The following is a 24,006-nucleotide window of genomic DNA, read 5'->3' on the forward strand; positions in this document are numbered from 1 at the left end:
AAGGCTGGCTTACATCATGCCGCCCATGCCACCCATGCCGCCCATGTCTGGCATGCCGCCAGCTGCAGGCTTGTCTTCTGGCACGTCAGCGATCATGGCTTCGGTGGTGATCATCAGACTGGCAATCGAGGATGCTGCCTGCAGAGCAGAGCGGGTCACTTTCGCCGGGTCCAGGATACCCATTTCGATCATGTCGCCGTATTCGCCGGAAGCTGCGTTGTAACCGAAGTTACCCGAACCTTGCTTGACCTTGTCGACGACTACGCTTGGCTCGTCGCCGGAGTTGGCAACGATCTGGCGCAGTGGCGCTTCAACAGCGCGACGCAGCAGAGCGATACCGACGTTCTGATCGGCGTTGTCGCCTTTCAGTTCGGAGATGGCCTGCAGCGAGCGAACCAGTGCTACACCACCGCCAGGTACCACGCCTTCTTCGACGGCTGCGCGGGTTGCGTGCAGGGCGTCTTCAACGCGGGCTTTCTTCTCTTTCATTTCAACTTCGGAACCGGCACCGACCTTGATCACTGCAACGCCGCCGGACAGCTTGGCCAGACGCTCTTGCAGTTTCTCTTTGTCGTAGTCGGACGAAGTGTCGCCGATCTGCTGACGGATCTGGGCGATACGGCCGTCGATGTCAGTACGAACGCCAGCACCGTCGATGATGGTGGTGTTTTCTTTGTTCAGAACGACGCGCTTGGCATTACCCAGGTGTTCCAGGGTAGTGGTTTCCAGGCTCAGGCCGATTTCTTCGGAGATCACAGTGCCGCCGGTCAGGACAGCGATGTCCTGCAGCATGGCCTTGCGACGGTCGCCGAAGCCTGGCGCCTTGACGGCTGCGACTTTGACGATGCCACGCATGTTGTTCACGACTAGAGTCGCCAGGGCTTCGCCTTCGACGTCTTCGGCAACGATCAGCAGAGGACGGCCGGCTTTGGCAACGGCTTCCAGCACTGGCAGCATTTCGCGGATGTTGGAGATCTTCTTGTCAACCAGCAGCAGCAGCGGGCTGTCCAGCTCGGCAACCATGGTGTCCGGCTTGTTGATGAAGTACGGGGACAGATAGCCACGATCGAACTGCATGCCTTCTACAACCGACAGTTCGTTTTCCAGGCCAGTGCCTTCCTCAACGGTGATAACGCCGTCTTTGGTCACTTTTTCCATGGCTTCGGCAATGATGTCGCCGATGGAGTTGTCGGAGTTGGCCGAGATGGTGCCGACCTGAGCGATGGCTTTGGTGTCGGTGCAAGGCTTGGACAGTTTTTTCAGCTCAGCAACGATGGCGATGGTCGCCTTGTCGATGCCGCGCTTGAGGTCCATCGGGTTCATGCCGGCAGCGACGGCTTTCAGGCCTTCGTTGACGATGGCTTGAGCCAGAACGGTAGCGGTGGTGGTACCGTCACCGGCGTCGTCGTTGGCACGGGAGGCAACGTCTTTGACCAGCTGCGCGCCCATGTTTTCGAAACGGTCTTTGAGTTCGATTTCTTTGGCAACCGACACACCGTCTTTGGTGATCAGAGGAGCGCCGAAGCTTTTCTCGATGATGACGTTACGGCCTTTCGGGCCCAGGGTCGCTTTGACGGCGTCGGCCAGGACGTTTACACCAGCCAGCATCTTTTTACGGCCAGCGTCGCCGAATTTAACTTCTTTAGCAGCCATGATCGTTATTCCTTAAATACTTTGTAGTAACGGGAAATGCGGGGTATCAACTCAGCCTTCGACGACCGCGAGAATTTCGTTCTCGCTCATCACCAGCAGGTCTTCGCCGTCTACTTTCACAGTGTTGCTGCCGGAGTAAGGGCCGAACACCACTTTGTCACCCACTTTCACGGCCAGCGCACGTACTTCACCGTTGTCCAGGATGCGACCAGCGCCGACAGCGATGACTTCGCCACGGTTTGGTTTTTCAGCAGCCGAACCTGGCAGCACGATACCGCCAGCAGTCTTGGTTTCTTCTTCGCTGCGACGGATTACGACGCGGTCATGCAGAGGACGAAGCTTCATTGTCGATCTCCTAATTATGGTTTTTGAACGCCCGGTGCTGACACCGGCCGGTTAAAACATCCGGGCTTGCCGGTTGCGGTTCGCAGGCGAACCGCAGAATACGGTCTGACGAAATGCGCCAGAAACCTTGCGGTGACCCATACATAAGGGCGTGCAAGCTGATTACAAGGCTGGCCGGATTTTTTTTTTACAAACCCCGGGAACGAAAACGGACACGGCACCCGAAGGTGCCGTGCTCGCATCGCAGTGCGGATCACTTCTTGTCGACAGGCTCGTACTCGCCTTCGATGACCTCACCTTCGATCACCTCGGGGCGACGGGTACCGGGACGAGACGCTCCCGGATTCATCGGCCCCGCCGAACGCAGGTCGTCGGCGAACGCACGCTGACGGTCGGCCTGTGCCTGGGCACGCTGGCGCACCTTGTTCGCCAGCAGGCGGCGGGTGAACGGCATCAGGCAGATCAGGCCCAGCACGTCACTGATGAAACCGGGCAGCACCAGCAGGCCACCGCCGACTGTCATCATCAGGCCGTCCATCATCTGCTGCGCGGGCAACTCGCCCCGCGCCAGACTTTCACGGGCGCTCATGGCGGTCGCAAGGCCTGCGACGCGAATCACGAAGATCCCGAGCATGGAACCGGCGACGACCAGCAGGAAGGTCGCCAGAAAGCCGATGGACATGCCGACTTTCACCAGCACGAACAGCTCGAGCACCGGAAAAAGCAATAAAAGCAGTAGAAAAGCGCGCATCAAATAGTTTCCTCAACGGAAGAAGGCTTCCAGTAGACACTAGGTGAAGTCGCAAAGTCGTTAATTCAAGCCTCGGTTGCTTCAACGGTCGGCCATTTTTCGGCGTGAGCCAGCTGAACCAAGGCCTGGCGGACTTGTGTCGGCGTATTGCAAGGCTCGGCAAAGGCCAGCCAGTAGACGCCCTGGCCGATGCGCAGGTGCATGCCCTCGGCGTCGATACCGACCAGTTGCGCAGGCTCCGTTTGCGGCAGGCCGGCCAGTTCGACGTAATGGGCGATGGCCTTGGTGTGGTCTTCATTCATGTGCTCGACCATGCCGGTCTCGGCCTGACCCGCGAACGGGTTGGCCAGCGCCACCTCGTCGAGCCAGTGGATCGCGCCAAAGCCGCCGATGTAGCGGTAGCGCACCGGCACCAGGACCCAGAAATCGAAATCATGGGCGCTGTGGTAGCTCTCGGAATCCGGGAAAAAGCGGTAGTAGCGCTGTGCTGCGGCGGCGATGGCGGCTTCGTCGGTGAGTTTCTGCGCCTGGGCCATGACCGTCACGCGGCCTACGGCCTGGATGTCTTCGGCCTCACGCTCGCCCACCAGCAGCGAGCACTTGTCGTCGCGCTGCAGATTGTGGGTGTGCTGGGCAATACGGCTGATGAGAATCAGCGGGCGGCCCTGGTCATCCAGGCAATACGGCACCACGGAGCCAAAGGGATAACCGGGCATCGACTTGGAATGGGTCGACAGCACGCCGCGATACTCCTTGAGCAGCAGGGCTCGGGCTTGCCGGTTGGCTTTGACGCTCATGGTGTGGCTCCTGAACAGATGGTAGAGGCCACACGATAATCGTTATCGCGAACGGGTGCCAGATTGAGGAGGCGTGACGATTTTGCGGGGATTTCGCGTAATTTTTTTCGACTCAGCACTGCCCTGTAGCAGCACGGCTTGCCGGCGGGTGCGATCTTGAAGATGTCACCGCCGGCAAGCCGTGCTGCTACGGCGAAGGTGTCGCCGACAGCGTCTTCTATATAACCAAGGCTTTACCAGGCCACACCAAACCCTGCGGTGTAGCGGGTCTTGTTCAGGTTGCCGTCGTCGGAGCCGCTGATGATGTCCTTCTCGGCCTTGACGTTGAGCGAGGCCCATTCGGTGACCTTGTAGCGCAGGCCGACTTCGGTATCCAGGCTGTAGTCCGCAACGCTGCCGATAGGCTTGCCCACTTCACCGTTGGTGAAGAACTCGACCTTCTTGCCGATCAGGTAGCGGTTGTAGTCCCAGGTGCCGGAAACCGAGTAGAAATTGTCTTTCGCGCCGTTGGAATATTCGAAGTCGGTACGGTTGAGCAGGGTGCCGACCTTGAACGCGCCCAACTCGTCATCCCAGAACTGGTAGCCCGGACCGGTACCCACGGTGCGCTGGCGGCGCAGGTCTTCGATGCCGTCGTGCTTGTAGGTCAGGCGGCCATCCCAGAACCACTTGTCGGTCAGGAAGCGGTCGATGGAGTACTCGGCGCTCCAGTTGTTGGTGGTGGTCAGGTCATCCTGGGTTTCGCGGTTGTATTCGCCCTTGGCGTTGTGACGCCAGCGGCCGTGAGTGGCCGAGGTCTTGAAGGCGATGTTGTAGTCGTCGGTGTCCTTGTCGGCGCGCTGGAAGTCGAGCGCGGCATCGACGTTGCCCTTCCACACCAGGTCCGTGACCACGGGCTTGGGCTTCATGATCTGCTGGATGCTGGCCAGATCCACGGTCTTGGGCGCATCGCCGTTGGCCAGGGTGACCTTGCCGTCGTCGGCTGCGTGCAGGGATTTGGAAATCTCGCCGGTGTAGGCGTCCTGCTTGACCAGCAGGTGCTGATCGCTTTCCAGCGTCTTGACTTCCTTCCAGTCCAGCGGAATATCGCCTGCATACTTGGTATTGAGCAGCAGTTTTCCGCCATCGAAGACCTTGATGGTCCCGGTCAGTTTGTCACCGTTCTTCAACCAGACGGTGTCAGCGAGCAAGGGGGTGGAAACACTGGTGATAGCAAGGCACAGCAAAGTTCTGGACAGCATAAGCAACTACAACGCTCTGGTTTGCGGAAACGGGGCATTATCCTTGTGGATAACGTCGTGGCAATCCATGGACCGCCGGCACAGGTATCACTGACCGTAGGAATTTTCTGTAGTTCCTGAAGGAAAATTCTCGATCGTCAGACAATCAGGAACGAACATGTGATCGAACATATTTCGATGCAAGATGACCCCACCGGGCTGTCCCCCGCAGAGGCCCGACGCACGGCGCTTTACCTGACATTGCATCAGGTTCCCGAAGGAAAAGTCGTCAGTTACGGCCAGCTCGCCGAGCTTGCCGGTTTAGGACGAGCGGCACGCTTCGTTGGCAGGACATTGAGCCAATTGCCAGACGGCAGCAGCCTGCCGTGGCATCGAGTATTGGGTGCCGGCGGACGATTGAGCCTGGCGTCCGGGACCGTTTCCGGCGAGGAACAACGGGCCAGATTGCGGGCCGAAGGGGTAACCATCCGTAATAATCGTGTGGATATGGAGCGTCATGGCTGGCGTCCGACAGAGGACAACGGTTAGAGTGCGCGCTTTGTTTACGTAAACTGAGGCAGATTCCAGCCCATGCCCCGCAAAACCTGGCGCGCCGCGCTCGCCGCTTATGCCAGCCCCTCTACACTCGTATTGCTGTTGCTCGGCTTCGCCGCGGGCATGCCTTATATGCTGGTGTTTTCCACGCTCTCGGTCTGGCTTCGTGAAGCCGGTGTCGCCCGGGAAACCATCGGTTACGCCAGCCTGATCGGACTGGCCTATGCCTTCAAATGGGTGTGGTCTCCCCTCCTCGACCAGTGGCGCCTGCCGCTGCTCGGTAAGCTGGGGCGGCGACGCTCCTGGCTGGTGCTCTCCCAGGCCCTGGTGATCATGGGCCTGATCGGCATGGGCTTCTGCGATCCGCAGCAGCATCTGTCCTGGCTGATCGCGATTGCGGTGGTGGTGGCCTTCTCGTCCGCCACCCAGGACATCGCCATCGACGCCTACCGCCTGGAGATTGCCTCCGACAGCCAGCAGGCCACCCTTGCCGCCAGTTACATGGCCGGGTATCGCGTTGCCGCCCTGCTCGCCACGGCCGGCGCGCTGTATTTCGCCGAAGGCTTCGGCTCTACCGGTTTTGCCTACAAGCATTCGGCGTGGACCGGCACCTATGTGCTGTTCGGCCTGCTGATGGTGCCAGCGCTGATCACCTCGCTGATCATGCGCGAACCGCCTGTGCCGCTGCGCACCCAGCTGTCGGCAGCGCGCTACGGCTTCACCCACCAACTGGCATCGGTGTTCGTGCTGATCATCCTGCTGGTGTCGGTGCCTGCGATGTTCACCCAGCTGTACAATACCGATTTCGCCAGCGTGCTGTTCAAGGACGCCACCTGGAAAGACCTGTTGATGGAAGACCGCGCCTTCCTGCGCGCCATCCTCTACACCCTGCTGACCGGCGCATGCCTGTCGTCGTTCGGGCGTCGCGGCCTTGCACCAGTGCTGACGCCGATCAACGACTTCATCCTGCGTTATCGCTGGCAGGCGCTGTTGCTGCTGGGGCTGATCGCCACCTATCGCATGTCGGACACGGTGATGGGCGTGATGGCCAACGTGTTTTACATCGACCAGGGCTTCACCAAGGATCAGATCGCCAGCGTCAGCAAGATCTTCGGCCTGGTGATGACGCTGGTCGGCGCGGCATTCGGCGGCCTGGCCATCGTGCGTTTCGGCATCCTGCCGATCCTGTTCATCGGTGGCGCGACGTCGGCGGCCACCAACCTGCTGTTCCTGATGCTGGCCGACATGGGCCCGAACCTGAAGATGCTGATTGTCACCATCTCGCTGGACAACTTCAGCTCGGGCTTGGCGACATCGGCGTTCGTGGCCTACCTGTCGAGCCTGACCAACCTCAAGTTCTCGGCCACGCAATACGCGCTGCTCAGTTCGATCATGCTGCTGTTGCCGCGCCTGATCGGCGGCTATTCGGGCGTGATGGTGGAGAAGCTCGGGTATCACAACTTCTTCCTCGCCACCGCGGTGATGGGCGTACCGACGCTGTTCATGATCGCCCTGCACTGGGCGCAGGAGCTGCGCAAGGAAAAGCCTGCCGAGCCTGAGAAACCGGTCGAAGCCCCCGCCGGAGAGCAACACTGAACCCGTAGGAGCGCGCTTGCCCGCGATTGCGATTCATCAGTCACCCTTGCAGGGGCTGATACACCGCGTCGCGGGCAAGCGCGCTCCTACAGTTGATCGAGCGGCAACAAAAAGCCCCGGACTCTTGCGAGCCGGGGCTTCTGCGTTTCAGGGGCGAAGGATCAACGCTGAGGCGTTGCTTCCTGTTGCTCCTGCACCACGCGAATCACCCGTTGCGGGAACGGGATGTCGATGTTCTCGGCACGCAGGCGATCACGCGCCTCGGCGTTGAGCATGAAGATCACGTCCCAGTAATCCGAGGTCTTGGTCCACAGGCGCAGGGAAACGGTGATCGAGCTGTCGCCCAGCGTGGAAACCACCGCCTGGGGCCCCGGGTCGGCAAGCACCCGTGGGTCCTTGGCCAGTTCCAGCAACACTTCCCGGGCCTTCTGCAGGTCGGCGTCGTAGTCCACGCCCACATCGAACACGACCTTGCGGGTCGGCTGGCGGTTGGTATTGGTGATGATGCCGTTGGACAGATTGCCGTTGGGCAGGATCACCGTCTTGTTGTCGCCGGTACGCAGAATGGTGTGGAAAATCTGGATGCTGTCCACGGTGCCTGACACACCCTGGGCTTCGATCCAGTCACCGATGCGGAACGGGCGAAACAGCAGGATCAGCACCCCGCCTGCGAAGTTCGCAAGGCTGCCCTGCAACGCCAGACCAATGGCCAGACCGGCGGCACCGATGGCGGCGACGAACGAGGTGGTTTCGACACCGATCATCGAGGCCACGCTGACGATCAGCAGAATCTTCAGGATGATGTTGGCCAGGCTGCCGATGAAGCCCTGCAGGGCCAGGTCCACCTGACGATAGGCGAGCAGCGCGCTGACCCGGCCGGTGAGCTTGTTGATCAGCCACCAGCCCACCAGCAATACCACCAGCGCCAGCAATACCTTGCTGCCGTACTGCATGACCATGGGAATCCAGGCCTGGGAGGCCTTGACCAGGTGATCGACCTGGCCGTTCAAATCCAAATCCATTTATTTCTCCTCGCGGTCGCGAAAACGGAAGACAGAAACGCCGACACCCTATAGCGCCAGCGTTTCAGAGGGACCTGCACTCGGACGCGCACAAACCGGTCAGGTTCCCGACGCTGAGGCAAATCAGAAGGCAATCAGTCGCGGAAGTTGTTGAACTGCAGCGGCATGCCGAATTCACGGGCACGCAGGGCCGCGATGGCCTCTTGCAGATCGTCACGCTTCTTGCCGGTCACGCGGACCTGCTCGCCCTGGATGGCAGCCTGGACCTTGAGCTTGGCATCCTTGATGTGAGCGACGATCTTCTTCGCCAGCTCCTTGTCGATGCCTTCCTTGAGCACGGCGTCCTGTTTCATCAGCTTGCCGGACGCATAGGCATCCTTCACTTCCAGGCACTGCACATCGATCTTACGCTTGACCAGCGCCAGCTTGAGGATCTCGATCATAGCCTCCAGCTGAAACTCGGCTTCAGCGGTCAGGTTGACGGTCAGATCCTTTTCCTTGAACTCGAAGCTGCCTTTGCCTTTGAGGTCGTAGCGACGGTCCAGCTCCTTGATCGCGTTGTCGACGGCATTCGTGACTTCGTGTTTATCCAGTTCGGACACTACGTCGAACGAGGGCATGTAGATTCTCCAATTGATACGGCGCGGCTCGACATGTAGATGGAGCACGCCTGACTTGACGGTATGAAAGCCCGGTCATTATAACGAGACTTTCCCGATGTTCATGTGAGCCTGCGATGTCGTTTGTGTTTTCCTTGCCCGTCTTTTTCCTGGATTCGCGGTGGGAACGCCTGTGAAACTGACTGTGTGGCACATTCTGGGCGCAGGCAGCCTTGGCAGTCTGTGGGCGACGCGACTGGCTCACGCAGGCTTGCCGGTGCGGCTGATTCTGCGCGATGAGGTGCGCCTGGCCGCCTACACGGCCAGGGGCGGTTTGACGTTGAACGAGCAAGGGCAGCGCCAGACCTTTGCCATCGAGGCGCAAACCGTGGACACCGACGAACCCATCGAGCGGCTGCTGGTGGCGTGCAAGGCCTACGACGCCGAGCGGGCCGTGGCCAGCGTTGCTGGGCGCCTGAGCCCTGGTGCCGACATTCTCCTGTTACAAAACGGACTGGGCAGCCAGCAGGCGGTCGCCGCGCAGGTGCCTGACGCACGTTGCATCTTTGTTTCCAGCACGGAGGGCGCATTTCGGGATCAGGACTTCAGCGTGGTCTTCGCAGGCCAGGGCTTCAACTGGCTGGGCGATGGGCAGCAACTGGAGGGACCGGGCTGGATGGCTGAACTGATCAATGCGGCCATTCCCTGTGAGTGGACCGGGGACATCCTCGACCGTCTTTGGCGCAAGCTGGCGCTGAACTGCGCCATTAATCCGCTGACGGTGCTCTATGGCTGCCGCAATGGTGAGTTGCAGGCTCACGCGGCTGAGGTGGGCGCATTGTGCGATGAGCTCAGCCGCGTGCTGATAGCGTGTGGACAGCCCGACGCGGCGACCGGGCTGCATGAAGAAGTGTTTCGCGTCATCAGCGCCACGGCGGCGAATTATTCGTCGATGTATCAGGACGTGGCGCAGGGGCGACGAACGGAGATCAGCTACTTGCTGGGTTACGCCTGCCAGGCCGCAGCCCGCCATGGCTGCACCGCCCCGCTTCTGGATCAGACGCGAGCAAAACTGATCGCACACCTGCTCACAAAAGGCCTGCCAGATAACTGACCCGTAGCAGCACGGCTTGCCGGCGGGGGCGGCCTCGAGATCGCTCCCGCGGGCAAGCCCGGCTGCTACGGGTTCATGTGTACCGGCATTTGCGTTCACCACAAATCTCGTAGCAGCACGGCTTGCCGGCGGGGGCGGCCTCAAGATCGTTCCCGCGGGCAAGCCCGGCTGCTACGGATTGGGGGCGCATCTGTTTATGGTTTTGCACGGCGGGTTTGCGCAGGCGCCGAACAGCGCTAACCTGCCTGTTCCTCATCTGCCAGTGACCCTGCCCCATGCCATTGCGCCAGCGCCTCGAAAACCTGCCGGTCGGCCAGAAACTACTGGCGGCCCTGCTGGTTCTGCTGACCACCGTCCTGCTGGTCGCCAACCTGACCTTCATCAGCGCCGCCTATTACATCTCCCAGGAAGCCATGGCGCCTCAGGCCCTGCAGACCATCGGCCGGCTGATCAGCAACCCCGGGCTGTCCGATGAAGCGCTGTCGTCCTCGGCCAACGCCCAGGCACTGCTCAAGGAGCTGAAAAACTACGGCCCCCTGCGCGCCGCTGCGCTCTACGACAGCACCGGCGACCGCCTTGCCCAGGTGCAACAGGGCGACAAACTTCACCTGCCCGAGCACTACCGCAATCTGGAAAGCTGGCGTATCACCGAGTTTCGCAACACCCAAGTGATCCCAGTGCCCAAGCTGGGCCACGCGCCCGGCCATCTGCTGCTGGTGGCCAGCAGCGAACTGCCGACGGCCTTCTACACCGGAACCCTGACCGCAAGCCTGGGCATCCTGATTTTCAGCGTGTTGCTATGGGCCGGGGTCGCCCGGCAGATCCGCCGCTTCATCACCGAGCCAATCTATCAACTGGAGCAACTGTCGCGCCGGGTGACCCGCGAGGAGAACTATGCCCTGCGGGCTGGCACCGGCAACCGCGATGAAATCGGCTCGCTGGCCGAGGCGTTCAACACCATGCTGTCGCGCATGGAAGCGCGGGAGCAGCAGCTCAAGCGCGCCCGCGACGAGTCCCAGGAAGCCTACGATCAGGCCCAGGGGCTGGCCGAAGAAACCCGCCACACCAACCGCAAGCTGGAACTGGAAGTCCAGGTGCGCAGCAAGATCGAGAAAAAGCTCACAGGCTTCCAGAACTACCTCAACAGCATCATCGACTCGATGCCGTCGGCGCTGATCGCCCTGGACGAACAGCTCTACGTCACCCAGTGGAACCAGGAAGCCGGCGCCCTCTCCGGCACGCCGCTGGACGAGGCCCTCAATCAGCCGATTTTCCTGGCCTTCCCGCCGATGAAGTCGTTTCTGCCGCAGATCAAGCAGACCGTCGAACGCCACACCGTGACCAAGATCGAGCGCGTCACCTGGGTCAAGGGCGACCTGACCCGCCACTTCGCCCTGACTTTCTACCCGCTGACCGGCGGTGCGGGGCGCGGCGTGGTGATCCGCATCGACGACATTACCCAGCGCCTGTCACTGGAAGACATGATGGTGCAGTCCGAGAAAATGCTTTCCGTCGGCGGTCTGGCGGCGGGCATGGCCCACGAGATCAACAACCCGCTGGGCGCGATCATGCACAACGTGCAGAACATCCGCCGGCGCCTGTCCCCGGAGTTGCCGAAGAACCTGGAGCAGGCCGAGCAGGAAGGCATCGAGCTGGGCGCGGTGAACCAGTACCTCAGCGCGCGGGAGGTGCCGCAGTTGCTGGACGGCATTCAGCACGCAGGCGCCCGGGCGGCGAAGATCGTCAGCCACATGCTCAGCTTCAGCCGGCGCAGCAACCGACAGATGGCGCCATGCGATCTTCCGGGGCTGATCGACCAGGCCGTGGAAATCGCCAGCAATGACTTCGACCTGACCATCGGTTTCGATTTCAAGGGCCAGAACATCCTGCGCCAGTTCGACCCGCAACTCGGCCCGGTACCGGGCACGGCCAACGAACTGGAGCAAGTGCTGCTCAACCTGCTGAAGAACGCCGCGCAGGCGATTCACCAGCGCGAACACGACGCCGAGCCCGGCCGCATCATCCTGCGCACCCGGCTGAACCCGCCATGGGCGGAAATTCAGGTCGAAGACAACGGCGTGGGCATGCCCGAAAGCGTGCGCAAGCGCATCTTCGAACCCTTCTTCACCACCAAGGAAGTCGGCCAGGGCACGGGGCTGGGGCTGTCGGTCTCGTACTTCATCATCACCAACAATCACAAGGGCCAGATGGAGGTGCACTCCACTCTCGGCCAGGGCACCTGTTTCACGTTGCGCCTGCCGCTGGCGGGCAACCCGATGAACGTGCCGGCACCCCAGATCATTGGTCAGAACGACCGGGAGTAAGCTCATGGGATTTCGCTTGTCGAAAATTTACACACGCACCGGCGACCAGGGCGAGACCGGCCTGGGCGATGGCCGCCGCGTGCCGAAGGATCATCCGCGGATCGAGGCCATCGGCGAAGTCGATGCGCTGAACAGCCAGCTCGGTTTGCTGTTGGCGGGGCTTGAAGGGCTGGCCCACGCCATGCCGACGTTTCAGGAGGTCATCGATGTGCTGGCGCCCTGTCAGCATCGACTGTTTGACCTGGGCGGTGAGCTGGCGATGCCGGAGTACCAGGCGCTGAACGCCGGGGAAGTCGAACGGCTGGAAGCGGCCATCGACAAATGGAATGACGAGGTAGGGCCGCTGGAAAACTTCATCCTGCCCGGCGGCTCGACCCTGATCGCCCAGGCCCACGTCTGCCGCAGCCTGGCCCGCAGTGCCGAGCGACGTTGCCAGCATTTGAACGCTGTCGAGCCGCTGGCCGGGTTTGGGCTGGCTTATATCAATCGGCTGTCGGACTTGCTGTTCGTCGCGGCTCGGATCATTGCGCGCAGAGAGGGAGTGCCGGAGATTCTGTGGCAGCCCGCGAAAAAACCTGGCTCATTGTAGGAGCGCGCTTGCCCGCGATTGCGATCCGTCTGATACATCCTGGTATCTGACCCACCGCTGTCGCGGGCAAGCGCGCTCCTACAGGTGACCGTCAGATCTGCGGCCAGAACGCCCGGATCCCCGCCACGCCCTGCGCGCCATGCTCCCACGCCTGCTGGCGCTCTGCCGGGCCCACGCCGCCCAGCAGGTAGACCGGTTTGCTGAAGCCTTCGATCAACGCCCACGCCTGCTCCCAGCCCAGAGGCTGGGCATCGGGATGGGTCTGGGTGGGTTGAACCGGCGACAGGGTGACGAAATCCACGCCCATCTGCTCGGCCAGGGACAGCTCTTCGGCGTTGTGGCACGAGGCCGCCAGCCAGCGCTCTTCCGGGAACGGACGGCCCTTGCTGGCGTATTTGCGCAGTTGCTCGCTGGTCAGGTGCCAGCCTGCGGCCGGAAAGTCCCCAAGCCACTCCAGAGGCCCCTTGAGCATCAGTTGCGCCTTGCCTGCGCACAGCCCGACCGCATCCACCGCGACATCGCGGTACTTGGGGTCGTAGCCGTTCGGTGCGCGCAGCTGGATCAGCTTGATCCCGCCGGCAATCGCCTTTTGCATGCCTTGCAGCAGCTGCGGCGTTTCCAGGGCATCCGGGGTAATCAGATACTCGCCCGGCAAACGGGCTGCCGCGACGATCGGTTGATTGGCGGCGGGGAATTCATAGCTGGCCAGTTCCCGGTTCGACACCCAGGCCAGCGGCTGGCCCTCGGCGCCATGGGGCTCGCCGGTAAAAGACGAGACTTCCCAGACATCCAGCAACACCTGCTTGTCGGGGTAGTCGTGTTTGATCTTGATCAGTGGCCGCGCCTTGGCGACCACGATGCCCAGTTCTTCTTTCAACTCACGGGACAACGCCGCCTCGACGGTTTCGTCGGGCTCGACCTTGCCCCCGGGAAACTCCCACAAGCCGCCCTGGTGCTGCTTGTCAGCGCGCCTGGCAATCAGAATCTTGCCGTCGGTGCCACGAATGACCGCGGCGGCTACATGGATGCGTTTCACGTTCAGCTTTCCTTCAAAAACAGATATTGCGGGTTGCACCTACTCTCGGAGCACAGACTCATTACTGTGGGAGTGAGCTTGCTCACGAAGACGGCAGTCCAAACCCTGAAGATGTGGCTTATGCACTGGCCCCTTCGTGAGCAAGCTCACTCCCACAAGAGACGGCGTCAGGCAGGAACATCCCACATGACCCCAGACTCCTTGGCGCAAAGAATCAGGTGCGGTATTCCGCGTTGATCTTCACGTACTCGTGGGACAGGTCGGTGGTCCAGATCGTTTCGCTGCAATCACCACGGCCCAGCTCGATGCGGATGGTGATTTCTTCTTCGGCCATGACCGCCGAGCCCTGAGCCTCGGTGTAGGTCGTGGCGCGGGCGCCCTTGCTGGCGATGCACACGCCGCTGAGGAACACGTCGATCTTGCTCACGTCCAGGTCCGGCACGCCGGCGCGGCCCACGGCGGCCAGGATGCGGCCCCAGTTCGGGTCGGAGGCGAACAGCGCAGTCTTGATCAGCGGCGAGTGAGCGACGGTGTAGCCGACGTCCAGGCACTCTTGATGATTGCCGCCACCGTTGACTTCGACAGTCACGAATTTGGTCGCGCCTTCGCCGTCACGCACGATGGCTTGGGCGACTTCCATGCAGACGTCGAACACGGCCTTTTTCAGCGCGTCGAACAGCGGGCCGCGGGCTTCGGTGACTTCTGGCAGGTTGGCCTGGCCGGTGGCGATCAGCATGCAGCAATCGTTGGTCGAGGTGTCGCCATCGATGGTGATGCGGTTGAACGACTTGTTGGCGCCGTCGCGGATCAGGTCCTGCAGCACGCTCTGGGACACCTTGGCGTCGGTGGCGATGTAGCCGAGCATGGTGGCCATGTTCGGACGAATCATGCCCGCGCCTTTGCTGATACCGGTCACGGTGACGGTCACGCCATCGATCTGGAACTGGCGGCTGGCGCCTTTGGGCAGGGTGTCGGTGGTCATGATGCCGGTGGCCGCGGCCGCCCAGTTATCCACAGACAGGTCGTCCAGCGCGGCTTGCAATGCGCCTTCGATCTTTTCCACAGGCAACGGCTCGCCGATCACGCCGGTGGAGAACGGCAGGATCGCGCTGGCGTCGACGCCGGTCAGTTCGGCCAGTTTCGCGGTGGTGCGCTCGGCAGCAGCCAGGCCTGGCTCGCCGGTGCCTGCGTTAGCATTGCCGGTGTTGGTCAGCAGGTAGCGAACGGTGCCGCCCACGCGCTGTTTGGACAGGATCACCGGTGCTGCACAAAACGCGTTCAGGGTGAACACGCCAGCGACGCTGGAACCTTCGGCGCAGCGCATGACCACCACATCCTTGCGCCCAGGGCGCTTGATGCCGGCAGAGGCAATACCAAGTTCAAAACCGGGAACCGGGTGCAGAGTCGGCAGAGGACCAAGACCAACAGCCATGAAATGCGCTCCTTAAACTAACCAGGCCGCCGGGCAGTACCGCGACGGCTCGAATGATTGAAAAACGCCGCGACGGCTGGGCCGGTCGCGGCGTGGTGTTACGTCAAAGCTACAGCCAGGCCGTTACTTAATTAATCTGACCGTGGCAGTGCTTGAATTTTTTACCGGAGCCACACCAGCACAGCTCGTTGCGACCCAGTTTCTGGTCGTTGCGAACCGGCGACAGGGCAGCAGCGGCAACGGCGACGTCATCGCCCTCCTCGGCCAGTGCGAGCGGCTGATCCAGACCCGGTGCTTCGGCGTGCTGGAACTGCATGCGCTGGGCCAGTTCTTCGGCTTCGCGACGCAGGCGCGCTTCTTCTTCGGCAGGATCTTCGCGGCGAACCTGAACGTGCGACAGCACGCGGATGGTGTCGCGCTTGATCGAATCCAGCAGTTCCTGGAACAGGGTGAAGGACTCGCGCTTGTATTCCTGTTTCGGGTTCTTCTGAGCGTAGCCGCGCAGGTGGATACCGTGACGCAGGTGGTCCATGGTCGACAGGTGGTCTTTCCACAGGTCGTCCAGAACGCGCAGCAGGATTTGCTTCTCGAAGGTACGCAGGGCTTCGGCGCTGGCCTGGTCTTCCTTCTCGTTGTAAGCCGACAGGATGGCTTCCAGCAGTTTTGGACGCAGGGTTTCTTCGTGCAGGTGATCGTCTTCGTCCAGCCACTGCTGAACCGGCAGCTTGACGCTGAAATCGCTGTTCAGTGCAGCTTCCAGACCGGCCACGTCCCACTGCTCTGGCAGCGACTGAGGCGGAATGTGCGCGCTGATGGTGGCGTCGAGCACTTCTTCGCGGAACTCGGCAATGGTGTCACCAATGTTCGTCGCAGCCAGCAGGCTGTTACGCATGTGGTAGATCACTTTACGCTGTTCGTTGGAAACGTCGTCGAACTCCAGCAATTGCTTGCGGATGTCGAAGTTGCGGCCTTCGACCTTGCGCTGGGCCTTTTCGATGGCGTTGGTCACCATGCGGTGCTCGATGGCCTCGCCGGACTGCATGCCCAGCGCCTTCATGAAGTTCTTCACCCGGTCAGAGGCGAAGATGCGCATCAGGCTGTCTTCCAGCGACAGGTAGAAACGGCTCGAACCGGTGTCGCCCTGACGACCGGCGCGACCGCGCAGCTGGTTGTCGATACGACGGGATTCATGACGCTCGGACGCAATCACGTGCAGGCCACCGGCCTCGATCACTTGCTGATGGCGTTTCTGCCAGGCGGACTTGATCTGTGCGATCTGCTCCGGAGTCGGGTCTTCGAGGCTTGCGACTTCCACTTCCCAGTTGCCGCCCAGCAGGATGTCGGTACCGCGACCGGCCATGTTGGTGGCGATGGTCAGGGCGCCAGGACGGCCGGCCTGCGCGATGATTTCGGCTTCCTTCTCGTGGAACTTGGCGTTCAGGACCTTGTGATCGATGCCTTCCTTCTTGAGCAGGTTGGACATGTGCTCGGAAGTTTCGATGGTCGCGGTACCCACCAGCACCGGACGCTGTTCGGCCAGGCACGCCTTGATGTCGGTGATGATCGCCAGGTATTTCTCTTCGGCGGTCAGGTACACCAGGTCGTTGAAGTCCTTGCGCGCCAACGGCTTGTTCGGCGGGATGACCATCACGGCCAGCGCGTAGATCTGGTGGAATTCGAACGCTTCGGTGTCTGCGGTACCGGTCATGCCGGACAGCTTGTTGTACAGACGGAAGTAGTTCTGGAAGGTGGTCGAAGCCAAGGTCTGGCTCTCGGCCTGAATGTTCAGGTGCTCCTTGGCCTCGATGGCCTGGTGCAGGCCTTCGGACAGGCGACGACCCGGCATGGTACGGCCGGTGTGTTCGTCGACCAGCAGGATCTGGCCGTCCTGGACGATGTACTCGACGTTGCGGTTGAACAGCTTGTGCGCACGCAGGCCGGCGTAGACGTGGGTCAACAGGCCCAGGTTGTGCGCCGAGTACAGGCTCTCGCCTTCAGCCAGCAGGCCGACTTCGGTGAGCATTTCTTCGATGAACTGGTGACCGGACTCGTTGAGCTCCACCTGACGGGATTTCTCGTCGATGGTGAAGTGGCCCTGCTTGGTCACGACGCCTTCCACTTCCTCGATGTGCTGCTCGAGTTTAGGGATCAGCTTGTTGATTTCGGTGTAGAGCTTGGAGCTGTCTTCGGCCTGGCCGGAGATGATCAGCGGCGTACGCGCTTCGTCGATGAGGATGGAGTCCACTTCGTCGATCACGGCAAAATTGAGTTCGCGCTGGAATTTTTCTTCCATGCTGAACGCCATGTTGTCGCGCAGGTAATCGAAACCGAATTCGTTGTTGGTGCCGTAGGTGATGTCGGAGGCGTACGCAGCGCGCTTTTCTTCAGGCGGCTGGAATGGCGTGACGACGCCTACGGTCAGACCGAGGAATTCGTACAGCGGGCGCATCCAGTTGGCGTCGCGGCGAGCCAGGTAATCGTTCACGGTGACAACGTGCACGCCCTTGCCGGACAGCGCGTTGAGGTACACCGCCAGTGTCGCCACCAGGGTTTTACCTTCACCGGTGCGCATTTCGGCGATCATGCCTTCGTGCAGCGTCATGCCACCGATCAGCTGAACGTCGAAGTGACGCATCCCCATGATGCGCTTGCCCGCTTCACGGCATACCGCAAAGGCTTCAGGCAGGAGCTTATCGAGGGTCTCACCTTTGGCGATGCGGGCCTTGAATTCTTCGGTCTTGGCGCGCAGTTGCTCGTCCGAAAGGGCCACCATTTGCTCTTCGAAGCTGTTGACGAATTGAACCGTCTTGAGCATGCGCTTCACTTCGCGCTCGTTTTTGCTTCCGAAAAGTTTTTTCAACAAAGGTGCAAACATATCGACAGGATCTTCCACACATAGAGATGGAGGGCGGCCCCGTGAGTCGCCCGTGCAGCCCTCATGGCCGCATGCGAACGAGCATTCTACCCGGAAATGGTGGTGAGGAAAGTGGCGTTATTCCACGATGCTGGCACAGCAATGTTACGGGGCAGAAGTACAATAGGGGCATTTCTCGGGACTTCAACCCGTACGGGGCAGAAGTTTGATTAATGTTTTTTCATACTGTAACCGCTTTAAGGCCGCTTGATCCAACGCTTACAGGGCTGCCCGGCGCTTTCTGTTAAGATCGCGGACTTGCAAGAACAGGCATCTGATATGGCATTTCGTCCTTTACAGGCTCGCGCACCGGCGGCTCTTCTGCGTGAGGCCAGGCCCTTGCGGGCGATCTTCAACCACGCCCAGCGCCTGGCACACTTACAGCGCCTGCTCGAAACGCAGTTGCAACCGGCTGCCCGGGCGCATTGTCATGTGGCGTCGTGGCGGGAAGGAACTTTGTTGCTGGTGGTGACGGACGGGCATTGGGCGACCCGTTTGCGTTATCAGCAGCGGCGCTTGCAACGTCAGTTGGTGGAGTTCAAGGAGTTTGCAAACCTGACCCGATTGCTGTTCAAGGTACAACCGCCGACGATTCATGGGGCGGCGGTGGGTCATTCGCGGGATCTTTCGAGCGCGGCCGCCGAGACGCTCAATGAGACAGCCGAGGGGATCAGCGACCCCAAGCTGCGCGCGGCGCTGGAGCGGCTGGCGGCGCATGGCAGGCCCAGGGATTGCTGATCGTTCCCACGCTCCGCGTGGTAACGGGTTGTTTGACGCTCCGCGTCTTTGGGTGACTTTGAAGTCGGGTGTATATCCGTTTTCGCGGTGGTTTTGGCCTAGGGTTTCGCCCCTTACGGGCGACCTACTTTCTTTCGGGAAAGTAGGCAAACCATTTGCGACAGGCTGGGGTCCTCCTTCGTCGGACTTCCCTCGACTCCGGCGCCGTTCCGGGGGCACGCCGTCCCGTCCATCTGAGCGCCGTCCATGGCCAGCACGGCTAGCGGCTTCCTGCCGCTCATCCCCCTACACGACGCCTACGCTCGGCCTGGCGCCTTGACGTCGCGATCTGTAGCGCCTGTACCATCGCGCACCAAGATCAAAAGCACACCACCGACCCGTAGCAGCACGGCTTGCCGGCGGGGGCGATCTTGAGGGCGCTCCCGCCGGCAAGCCGTGCTGCTACGGGGCAGAGTGAGCCAAAGCTTTGCTTTTGATCTTCATGCGCGATGGTGCAGACGACGCCGAACGCGACGTTAAGGCGCCAGGCCGAGCGCAGGTGTCGTGGAGGGGGATGAGCGGCATGGATGCCGCTAGCCGTGCGGGCCATGGACGGCGCTCAGATGGACGGGACGGCGTGCCCCCGGAACGGCGCCGGAGCGAGGGAAGTCCGAAGGACCCCAGCCTGTCGCAATGGCTTTGCCTACTTTCCCCGTAAGGAAAGTAGGTCGCCCGTAAGGGGCGAAACCCTAAAGCCCGGTCACCGCGACAATGGATATGTCCCCAATATCAGAGTCACCCGCCACGCGGAGCGTGGGAACCATCAGAGCAGTAATGGCGCGGTGCAAAAGCGAGCCAATAAAAAAGGCCACCCGAAGGTGACCTTGAATATTCAAGCAGAGAAGAAGAGACTTTTTACACCGCCGCAACAGGGCGCATGTAGGAGATCGGTGCGGTACTGGCATCTTCGAAGGTCACGACTTCCCACGCGTCTTCCTGTGCAATCAATGCACGCAGCAGACGGTTGTTCAGGCCGTGTCCCGACTTGAAGCCCTGGTACTCGCCAATCAGGCTGTTGCCCAACAGATACAGGTCACCGATGGCATCCAGAATCTTGTGTTTGACGAATTCGTCTTCATAACGAAGACCGTCTTCATTCAACACGCCGTCCTTGTCCACGACGATCGCGTTTTCAACGCTGCCGCCCAGTGCAAGGTTGTGCTTGCGCAGGTATTCGATGTCTTTCATGAAACCGAATGTACGCGCACGGCTCACTTCTTTTACGAACGAAGTGCTGGAGAAGTCGACGCTTGCAGTTTGCGTGCGGTTCTTGAGGTACGGGTGGTCGAAATCTATTTCGAAGCTCACCTTGAAACCTTCGAACGGCACGAACTTGGCGTATTTGCCGTCTTCTTCTACGCAAACTTCTTTCAGAATGCGTATGAATTTCTTCGGTGCGTCCTGCTCTTCCAGGCCAGCTGACTGAATCAGGAATACGAAGGGACCTGCGCTGCCGTCCATGATTGGAACTTCGGAGGCAGAGAGTTCAACGTAGGCGTTATCGATGCCAAGACCGGCCATGGCCGACAGCAAGTGTTCAACCGTATCGACCTTCACGTCACCGTTGAACAGTGTTGTGGAGAGCGTGGTGTCGCCGACGTTCAACGCGTGCGCGTTGATCTGGACGACCGGCTCGAGGTCGGTACGGAAAAACACAATGCCAGCGTTCACAGGTGCAGGCTTGAGGGTCAGGTAGACCTTTTCCCCAGAGTGCAGGCCGATGCCTGTGGCACGAATAATATTCTTCAGGGTGCGTTGTTTAATCATGGCATTGGCCGCTTCAGCGCATATCGCGAATTAGTATCAACAAAGGCTGGCGATGATAGCAGACCTGGCCTTTGCTGAACACCAATCACCCTTATACCCCTGATAGAACTCATCAATCAGCCTGACGACGCAGGAATGCTGGAATGTCCAGGTAGTCCAGATCGTCTTGCGGATTCATTTTTGCCGCAGCAGTGGCGCCTGCGTGAGCCTGATTGCGCATCACGGTAGGACGGTCCAGGTCGCGGTAGTTCACCGAAGGCTGTTCCTGACGGACGGCCTGTTGCTGAACCGGTGCGGCTTGGGCGGTCTGCATGGTGTTGTCGATGACCTTCACAGGCTTCTCGATTTTTGCACCCAGGCCTGTGGCAACCACAGTCACGTGCAGCTCGTCGCGCATGTCCGGATCGATAACGGTACCGACCTTGACCATGGCGTGCTCGGAGGCGAACGCTTCGATGATGCTACCCACGTCGGAGTACTCACCCAGGGACAGGTCAGGGCCGGCAGTGATGTTGACCAGAATGCCGCGGGCACCCTGCAGGTTCACGTCTTCGAGCAGCGGGTTGCGGATCGCAGCTTCGGTGGCTTCACGTGCACGGTTCGGACCGCTGGCAGCGCCAGTGCCCATCATCGCCATGCCCATTTCGGACATCACGGTGCGTACGTCGGCGAAGTCGACGTTGATCATGCCTGGACGCTTGATGATGTCGGAGATACCGCGAACGGCACCAGCCAGTACATCGTCTGCCTTGGCGAATGCGGACAGCAGGCTTGCGTCCTTGCCCAGGATGGTCAGCAGCTTCTCGTTGGGAATGGTGATCAACGAGTCGACGCTTTCGGACAGCGCGCGGATGCCTTCATCGGCGATCTGCATGCGCTTGCGGCCTTCGAACGGGAACGGACGGGTCACGACCGCAACGGTCAGGATGCCCATTTCCTTGGCCACTTCGGCGATGATCGGCGCAGCACCGGTACCGGTACCGCCACCCATGCCGGTGGTGATGAAGACCATGTTGGTGCCCTGCAGAACTTCCGCAATGCGCTCACGATCTTCCAGTGCGGCCTGACGACCTACTTCAGGGTTGGCACCTGCACCCAGGCCCTTGGTCACACCGGTACCCAGTTGCAGAATGGTACGTGCGCCAATGTTTTTCAGTGCTTGAGCATCGGTGTTGGCGCAGATGAACTCAACGCCTTCGATGTTGCTCTTGACCATGTGATTGACCGCGTTGCCGCCGCCGCCACCGACACCGATAACCTTGATTACCGGGCTTTGTGGGATGTTGTCTACGAGCTCGAACATGTTCCCTCTCCTTCACTTCTCTAGTTTTTTATCGCCTACTGCCGCCTACCACTTTTGAAACTTAGAAATTCCCCTGCACCCAGCGCTTGAGGCGTTCAAGCACGGGCGCCTTAGGTTCATCGCTATAACTGCTACCGGGGCCGGACAAGCCCGACAGCGTGATGCCGTCCGACTGCTTTTGCAGTCCGTACAGCAACAGGCCAACACCGGTGGAGTAGATCGGGTTGCGAACGACGTCCGCCAGACCCTTGATGCTGTGCGGAACGCCCAAGCGAACCGGCATGTGGAAGATTTCCTCGGCCAGTTCAACCGCGCCTTCCATTTTCGAGGTACCGCCGGTCAGCACGATGCCGGCCGGGATCAGGTCTTCGTAGCCGCTGCGACGCAGCTCGGCCTGGATCAGGGTGAACAGCTCGTCATAGCGTGGCTCGACCACTTCGGCGAGTGCCTGACGGGACAGTTCACGAGGTGGACGGTCGCCCACGCTTGGAACCTTGATGGTTTCCCCGGCGCCGGCCAGCTTGGCCAGTGCACAGGCGTAACGAATCTTGATCTCCTCGGCGTACTGGGTTGGAGTACGCAGGGCCATCGCGATGTCGTTCGTCACTTGATCGCCGGCAATCGGAATCACCGCGGTGTGACGGATCGCGCCTTCGGTGAAGATCGCGATGTCGGTGGTGCCGCCGCCGATGTCCACCAGGCACACACCCAGTTCCTTCTCGTCGTCGGTCAGTACCGAGTAGGCCGAAGCCAGCTGTTCCAGGATGATGTCGTCGACTTCCAGGCCGCAGCGGCGCACGCACTTCTCGATGTTCTGCGCAGCGTTGACGGCGCAGGTCACTACGTGGACCTTGGCTTCCAGACGCACGCCGGACATGCCCAGTGGCTCGCGCACGCCTTCCTGGTTATCGATCACGTAATCCTGCGGCAGGGTGTGCAGCACGCGCTGGTCAGCCGGGATCGCCACTGCCTGTGCAGCGTCCAGGACGCGCTCCAGGTCAGCCGAGCTCACTTCGCGGTCACGAATCGCCACGATGCCGTGGGAGTTCAGGCTGCGAATGTGGTTGCCCGCGACACCGACGAACGCCGAGTGAATGCGGCAGCCAGCCATCAGCTGCGCTTCTTCGACGGCGCGCTGAATCGATTGCACCGTCGACTCGATGTTCACCACCACGCCCTTCTTCAGGCCGCGCGATGGATGGGTGCCGATACCGACGATTTCCAGCGTGCCATCAGCCGCGACTTCGCCTACCAGCGCCACCACCTTGGAGGTGCCGATATCCAATCCGACGATCATTTTGCCGCTTTGCACGTTTGCCATGGGTCCTGCCTCTTATCAATTCTTCGCGACGGCGGGTTTGTCCGTCGTTGGCGCTGGTGCCTGCTCACGCCAGCCAACGGCCAGGCCGTTGTTGTAACGCAGGTCTACTCGCGCAATGTTCGTGATCTGTTCTTTAAGCGTTTTTTCGTAGATGGCGATAAAGCGGCGCATCTTCTCCACCAGGTGGTCGCGACCCAGCAGCAACTCAAGGCCCGGGCCTGCGTTGCCTGCGCCGGTGGTCAGGAACCAGCTGCCTCGCTCGCGCAGTTCCAGGCGAGCGATGGAGAAGCCCAGCGGGCGCAACATCTGACTCAGGACCTGATACTGCTGCATCACCTGCTGTTGAGCCCGCACGGGCCCGAACAACTGCGGAAGGTGTTCGTAGTTGGCCAGCTCACGCGGGGTGAATGCCTGACCCTGGTTGTTCAGCAGGGCTTCATCGCCCCAGCGCGCAACCGGCAACTGTTCTTCCAGGCGGATCACCACCTGGTCCGGCCAGACGCGGCGGACCTCGGCGTGGGCGATCCACGGCATCTGCTCAAGCTCGGTACGCATGCCGGCCAGGTCGATGTTGAAGAAACTGGTGGCCACATACGGAGCGATACGCTGCTGCACGGCCTGCTGGCTGATGTAGCTCAGGTCGCCCTGAACGTTGATCCGCGAGATCGGCCGGTCGGCGTACGGCAGCAGGCGCTGGGCCGCTTCGTAGGTGCCAAAGCCGAGCACCACCAGCAGCACCGGCCACATCAGGGTGCGCAGGAAACCGAAGCTGGGCCGTGGCATGCGCGCCGACAATGGCTCCTTGGCCACCATGCGGCTGGCACCACGCGGCACCGGCTTGCGGCCGCCGGAAACGGGTTGCTGATGACGAAGCGTCGCGCCGTGCATGAT

General features: G+C 60.9%; 20 protein-coding genes. 6 read left to right on the forward strand and 14 right to left on the reverse strand.

What is annotated here, in order from left to right:
• Positions 1-9: 9 nt before the first annotated feature.
• The 5 genes from groL to ACIPO9_RS14170 all read right to left on the reverse strand — a co-directional run bounded on the left by groL (position 10) and on the right by ACIPO9_RS14170 (position 4,787).
• The gene (groL, locus tag ACIPO9_RS14150) at positions 10-1,653 is read right to left on the reverse strand and encodes a chaperonin GroEL (RefSeq protein WP_274135955.1); all 1,644 of its coding nucleotides are present in this window, start codon (positions 1,651-1,653) and stop codon (positions 10-12) included.
• Positions 1,654-1,704: 51 nt separating this feature from the next.
• Complete coding sequence (locus ACIPO9_RS14155; RefSeq protein ID WP_274135953.1) at positions 1,705-1,998, reverse strand: co-chaperone GroES; 294 nt, start codon at positions 1,996-1,998, stop codon at positions 1,705-1,707.
• A 253-nt stretch (positions 1,999-2,251) separates the two neighbouring features.
• Positions 2,252-2,749, reverse strand: a complete 498-nt coding sequence (locus ACIPO9_RS14160) for an FxsA family protein (RefSeq protein ID WP_274135951.1) — start codon at positions 2,747-2,749, stop codon at positions 2,252-2,254.
• Between the two features lie 65 nt (positions 2,750-2,814).
• Positions 2,815-3,546 carry a HugZ family protein gene (locus ACIPO9_RS14165; protein WP_400604766.1) on the reverse strand — a complete coding sequence of 244 codons (732 nt, stop codon included), beginning with the start codon at positions 3,544-3,546 and terminating at the stop codon, positions 2,815-2,817.
• 233 nt (positions 3,547-3,779) lie between these two features.
• On the reverse strand, positions 3,780-4,787 hold the full coding sequence (locus ACIPO9_RS14170; RefSeq protein ID WP_274135948.1) for a DUF481 domain-containing protein: 1,008 nt from the start codon (positions 4,785-4,787) through the stop codon (positions 3,780-3,782).
• Between the two features lie 177 nt (positions 4,788-4,964).
• Here ACIPO9_RS14170 and ACIPO9_RS14175 point away from each other — a divergent pair, with 177 nt between their 5' ends.
• Together ACIPO9_RS14175 and ACIPO9_RS14180 are read left to right on the forward strand one after the other, a co-directional pair.
• Positions 4,965-5,315, forward strand: coding sequence for an MGMT family protein (locus tag ACIPO9_RS14175; protein WP_400605190.1), 351 nt, complete (start codon positions 4,965-4,967; stop codon positions 5,313-5,315).
• Between the two features lie 42 nt (positions 5,316-5,357).
• A complete protein-coding gene (locus ACIPO9_RS14180; RefSeq protein ID WP_274135947.1) occupies positions 5,358-6,917 on the forward strand; it encodes an AmpG family muropeptide MFS transporter in 1,560 nt (519 codons plus the stop codon).
• Between the two features lie 161 nt (positions 6,918-7,078).
• Here ACIPO9_RS14180 and ACIPO9_RS14185 read toward each other — a convergent pair whose 3' ends face one another.
• Positions 7,079-7,933 (reverse strand): mechanosensitive ion channel family protein, encoded by an 855-nt coding sequence (locus ACIPO9_RS14185; RefSeq protein WP_274135978.1) that lies wholly within the window; start codon positions 7,931-7,933, stop codon positions 7,079-7,081.
• 140 nt (positions 7,934-8,073) lie between these two features.
• Positions 8,074-8,559, reverse strand: coding sequence for a YajQ family cyclic di-GMP-binding protein (locus ACIPO9_RS14190; RefSeq protein WP_274135946.1), 486 nt, complete (start codon positions 8,557-8,559; stop codon positions 8,074-8,076).
• Positions 8,560-8,737: 178 nt separating this feature from the next.
• On the opposite strand from ACIPO9_RS14190, the gene ACIPO9_RS14195 reads away from it, so the two are divergent.
• From ACIPO9_RS14195 to ACIPO9_RS14205, 3 genes are all read left to right on the forward strand, one after another.
• Positions 8,738-9,652: a putative 2-dehydropantoate 2-reductase gene (locus tag ACIPO9_RS14195; protein ID WP_400781785.1), complete on the forward strand. Its 915-nt coding sequence runs from the start codon at positions 8,738-8,740 to the stop codon at positions 9,650-9,652.
• 275 nt (positions 9,653-9,927) lie between these two features.
• On the forward strand, positions 9,928-11,976 hold the full coding sequence (locus ACIPO9_RS14200) for an ATP-binding protein (protein WP_274135944.1): 2,049 nt from the start codon (positions 9,928-9,930) through the stop codon (positions 11,974-11,976).
• A gap of 4 nt (positions 11,977-11,980) precedes the next feature.
• Positions 11,981-12,565, forward strand: a complete 585-nt coding sequence (locus ACIPO9_RS14205; RefSeq protein WP_400781580.1) for a cob(I)yrinic acid a,c-diamide adenosyltransferase — start codon at positions 11,981-11,983, stop codon at positions 12,563-12,565.
• Between the two features lie 91 nt (positions 12,566-12,656).
• On the opposite strand, the gene ACIPO9_RS14210 is transcribed toward ACIPO9_RS14205, so the two are convergent.
• The 3 genes from ACIPO9_RS14210 to secA all read right to left on the reverse strand — a co-directional run bounded on the left by ACIPO9_RS14210 (position 12,657) and on the right by secA (position 17,908).
• On the reverse strand, positions 12,657-13,601 hold the full coding sequence (locus ACIPO9_RS14210; RefSeq protein ID WP_400781583.1) for a Nudix family hydrolase: 945 nt from the start codon (positions 13,599-13,601) through the stop codon (positions 12,657-12,659).
• Positions 13,602-13,815: 214 nt separating this feature from the next.
• Positions 13,816-15,033 (reverse strand): bifunctional glutamate N-acetyltransferase/amino-acid acetyltransferase ArgJ, encoded by a 1,218-nt coding sequence (gene argJ / locus ACIPO9_RS14215; protein ID WP_400781585.1) that lies wholly within the window; start codon positions 15,031-15,033, stop codon positions 13,816-13,818.
• A 127-nt stretch (positions 15,034-15,160) separates the two neighbouring features.
• Entirely contained in the window at positions 15,161-17,908 is a 2,748-nt protein-coding gene (secA, locus tag ACIPO9_RS14220; RefSeq protein WP_274136841.1) for a preprotein translocase subunit SecA, read from the reverse strand.
• 318 nt (positions 17,909-18,226) lie between these two features.
• Between secA and ACIPO9_RS14225 the strand changes: the two genes are divergently transcribed.
• Entirely contained in the window at positions 18,227-18,685 is a 459-nt protein-coding gene (locus tag ACIPO9_RS14225; RefSeq protein WP_400781788.1) for a DciA family protein, read from the forward strand.
• Positions 18,686-19,579: 894 nt separating this feature from the next.
• Here the strand turns inward: ACIPO9_RS14225 and lpxC are convergent.
• The 4 genes from lpxC to ACIPO9_RS14245 form a co-directional block, all read right to left on the reverse strand.
• Positions 19,580-20,491, reverse strand: a complete 912-nt coding sequence (gene lpxC, locus ACIPO9_RS14230; RefSeq protein WP_108236924.1) for a UDP-3-O-acyl-N-acetylglucosamine deacetylase — start codon at positions 20,489-20,491, stop codon at positions 19,580-19,582.
• Positions 20,492-20,603: 112 nt separating this feature from the next.
• Positions 20,604-21,794, reverse strand: coding sequence for a cell division protein FtsZ (ftsZ, locus tag ACIPO9_RS14235; protein ID WP_062384185.1), 1,191 nt, complete (start codon positions 21,792-21,794; stop codon positions 20,604-20,606).
• Positions 21,795-21,855: 61 nt separating this feature from the next.
• On the reverse strand, positions 21,856-23,115 hold the full coding sequence (ftsA, locus tag ACIPO9_RS14240; protein ID WP_274136172.1) for a cell division protein FtsA: 1,260 nt from the start codon (positions 23,113-23,115) through the stop codon (positions 21,856-21,858).
• 15 nt (positions 23,116-23,130) lie between these two features.
• On the reverse strand, positions 23,131-24,003 hold the full coding sequence (locus ACIPO9_RS14245; RefSeq protein WP_274136174.1) for a cell division protein FtsQ/DivIB: 873 nt from the start codon (positions 24,001-24,003) through the stop codon (positions 23,131-23,133).
• Positions 24,004-24,006: the final 3 nt, after the last annotated feature.

Source organism: Pseudomonas sp. NPDC090203, from assembly GCF_044746765.1.
Lineage (GTDB): Bacteria > Pseudomonadota > Gammaproteobacteria > Pseudomonadales > Pseudomonadaceae > Aquipseudomonas > Aquipseudomonas putida_AD.

Excerpts from the sequence above, each read along its gene's own strand:
- groL (WP_274135955.1), bottom strand. The coding sequence starts at position 1,653 with ATGGCTGCTAAAGAAGTTAAATTCGGCGACGCTGGCCGTAAAAAGATG.
- ACIPO9_RS14225 (WP_400781788.1), top strand. The coding sequence starts at position 18,227 with ATGGCATTTCGTCCTTTACAGGCTCGCGCACCGGCGGCTCTTCTGCGT.
- argJ (WP_400781585.1), bottom strand. The coding sequence starts at position 15,033 with ATGGCTGTTGGTCTTGGTCCTCTGCCGACTCTGCACCCGGTTCCCGGT.
- ACIPO9_RS14245 (WP_274136174.1), bottom strand. The coding sequence starts at position 24,003 with ATGCACGGCGCGACGCTTCGTCATCAGCAACCCGTTTCCGGCGGCCGC.
- ACIPO9_RS14180 (WP_274135947.1), top strand. The coding sequence starts at position 5,358 with ATGCCCCGCAAAACCTGGCGCGCCGCGCTCGCCGCTTATGCCAGCCCC.
- ACIPO9_RS14205 (WP_400781580.1), top strand. The coding sequence starts at position 11,981 with ATGGGATTTCGCTTGTCGAAAATTTACACACGCACCGGCGACCAGGGC.
- ACIPO9_RS14170 (WP_274135948.1), bottom strand. The coding sequence starts at position 4,787 with ATGCTGTCCAGAACTTTGCTGTGCCTTGCTATCACCAGTGTTTCCACC.
- lpxC (WP_108236924.1), bottom strand. The coding sequence starts at position 20,491 with ATGATTAAACAACGCACCCTGAAGAATATTATTCGTGCCACAGGCATC.
- ACIPO9_RS14175 (WP_400605190.1), top strand. The coding sequence starts at position 4,965 with ATGCAAGATGACCCCACCGGGCTGTCCCCCGCAGAGGCCCGACGCACG.
- ACIPO9_RS14200 (WP_274135944.1), top strand. The coding sequence starts at position 9,928 with ATGCCATTGCGCCAGCGCCTCGAAAACCTGCCGGTCGGCCAGAAACTA.
- ftsZ (WP_062384185.1), bottom strand. The coding sequence starts at position 21,794 with ATGTTCGAGCTCGTAGACAACATCCCACAAAGCCCGGTAATCAAGGTT.
- ACIPO9_RS14165 (WP_400604766.1), bottom strand. The coding sequence starts at position 3,546 with ATGAGCGTCAAAGCCAACCGGCAAGCCCGAGCCCTGCTGCTCAAGGAG.
- ACIPO9_RS14160 (WP_274135951.1), bottom strand. The coding sequence starts at position 2,749 with ATGCGCGCTTTTCTACTGCTTTTATTGCTTTTTCCGGTGCTCGAGCTG.
- secA (WP_274136841.1), bottom strand. The coding sequence starts at position 17,908 with ATGTTTGCACCTTTGTTGAAAAAACTTTTCGGAAGCAAAAACGAGCGC.
- ACIPO9_RS14190 (WP_274135946.1), bottom strand. The coding sequence starts at position 8,559 with ATGCCCTCGTTCGACGTAGTGTCCGAACTGGATAAACACGAAGTCACG.
- ftsA (WP_274136172.1), bottom strand. The coding sequence starts at position 23,115 with ATGGCAAACGTGCAAAGCGGCAAAATGATCGTCGGATTGGATATCGGC.
- ACIPO9_RS14155 (WP_274135953.1), bottom strand. The coding sequence starts at position 1,998 with ATGAAGCTTCGTCCTCTGCATGACCGCGTCGTAATCCGTCGCAGCGAA.